This is a genomic window from Xenorhabdus stockiae, from assembly GCF_002632825.1.
Classification (GTDB): Bacteria; Pseudomonadota; Gammaproteobacteria; order Enterobacterales; family Enterobacteriaceae; genus Xenorhabdus; species Xenorhabdus stockiae.
This window is the reverse complement of the sequence record NZ_NJAJ01000115.1, coordinates 1-1,758: the sequence shown is the minus strand read 5'-3', so window position 1 is coordinate 1,758 and position 1,758 is coordinate 1. Positions and strand designations below refer to the sequence as shown.

The following is a 1,758-nucleotide window of genomic DNA, read 5'->3' as shown; positions in this document are numbered from 1 at the left end:
GACAAAACTGCGCCCACTGGGGGATGAAAAGACGACAAAAGTCGTCGACATCGCAGAAAATTTCAACTAACTTGTCCATGGCCTGTTCCTCCCCGGAGTCGTTTTAGGCTTTCACCAAAACTTTGCTCCTGGAACAGGCCTCTCGTCAATTTCTTATCCAGAATTCAGGTTAACTATTGTCTGAGAACGGGGAACATGGACTTTCAACAATACCGTCATCCAGACGGTAGCCTGAGTGGACGCATCTTAAACAGGTCTTCAAGTCCCTAAAAGGGAGAACAAGGATATTCCTCTGCACATCCCGAACGTGCAGGATTTCGAACTACCTGAAAATCCTCGGTAGTTGGATAAAACCATCGAATTCATCACACCATTGGCTGACCGCTCACGTGATTAGAGTCTCAATACACCCCCGTGTTGCGAGATTTTAACAGGTGTGAACGGTCAGCAAATGGTATAGATAGCTGTCTAGGATATTACTTTTGACACAAACAAAAAACCCCGTGAGTGCGAGGCTATGGAATTCTATCGGAAAACTAATTCTTGATTCTGACTATCTATTCTTTCTCAAAGTAAGGAGGGCATAAAGGCTGAATTTTATCAGTTTTCACGTAAGAAAAATCAATGTTTTCATTTCTACGTTTATCTATCTCGGTCAATTTCAAGAACGTTCTATTCCGCTTTTTTTCTACTCCTTTAAATTTAAGAGTAACAAAAGGCTCTTTCTCATTGTTAAACGTTATTGAAATTAAGTCATCAGATATTTTGTATGTGTATATGTATTTTTCTGCTTGTTGTTCGGAAAACATGTCGCCTTTAATCACTTTTTTATTAAGCCAATCACATGTGAAAATATGAAAATGTTCAGTATTATCTGGCCTAAATTCTATGACGTGAGCAGATCCCTCGATTGTTGGTACCATTGCCCAAGTACCTATAAGGTCATCTTTGATGTTATTTCCGGCAAAACCATAGCCACAGAAAGATATTGCTAACGCTCCTGCTACAAATGCTTTTTTCATAAATTAACCTTATTGATTTGCATTAAAGCTGATTGTAGCGTAACCATAACAGACAAAAAAACCCCGCAAAAGCGAGGCTTGATAAATTAATAAGCTGTGTGACATTGCTATCACTCTTATCACAATATACTGACTTTTGTAATTACGCAACCTTATCAATGATTTCTTTTTGTGCACATTTATCCAGCTCCAAAACCACATCCGAAACAGCCAGAACACCTTCAATAAATCCCTCGGCGGCCTGTAATCGTTTGGCGACTTCGTTATGAGAAATACCCAACTTAATCCCCATTGGTCTGAGTGGTAGTGCCTTGATGTAGTGCAATACAATCAGCTGGTAGGAATACGGATTATGCTTCTTCAACCGCAGAACGGCTGCATCGATAGCAAACCCGTCATCATCACAACACTGAATGCGGCTTTTTCGGGTGCTGGGTGTCAATCCCTTAAATCCAGCCGCAATGGGTGCCCAGTCAACCGCACTATGACCGTCACCGGCCCATGCGCCCCACTGGTTTAATATCATCTGCATATTACGCATTTACACTCTCCCTCACCAGCCGACCCTTGACGCTATTTTCTTTCTGACAGTGTAACTGATTAAATACTTTCAACATGTCTCTACTGCCTCCCTTTCCCGGCAATACGGTGTTGTCTCAAATGCACTGTTTGTTGTCTCATGTTGTCTCAAATTAAAAATGTAAATAATTAAAATTCATATAGTTAATAAAAATGA

Annotated in this window: 2 protein-coding genes; both read right to left on the bottom strand. The window is 40.6% G+C overall.

Features of this window, described 5'->3' with window-relative positions; translation table 11 throughout:
• Window positions 1–557: 557 nt before the first annotated feature.
• Complete coding sequence (locus Xsto_RS20645; RefSeq protein WP_099126311.1) at window positions 558–1,022, bottom strand: hypothetical protein; 465 nt, start codon at window positions 1,020–1,022, stop codon at window positions 558–560.
• Between the two features lie 142 nt (window positions 1,023–1,164).
• The gene (locus Xsto_RS20640; RefSeq protein ID WP_099126310.1) at window positions 1,165–1,563 is read right to left on the bottom strand and encodes an antiterminator Q family protein; all 399 of its coding nucleotides are present in this window, start codon (window positions 1,561–1,563) and stop codon (window positions 1,165–1,167) included.
• Window positions 1,564–1,758: the final 195 nt, after the last annotated feature.

Bases quoted from the DNA above. Each gene is read 5' to 3' on its own strand.
- Xsto_RS20645 (WP_099126311.1), bottom strand. From the start codon at position 1,022: ATGAAAAAAGCATTTGTAGCAGGAGCGTTAGCAATATCTTTCTGTGGC.
- Xsto_RS20640 (WP_099126310.1), bottom strand. From the start codon at position 1,563: ATGCGTAATATGCAGATGATATTAAACCAGTGGGGCGCATGGGCCGGT.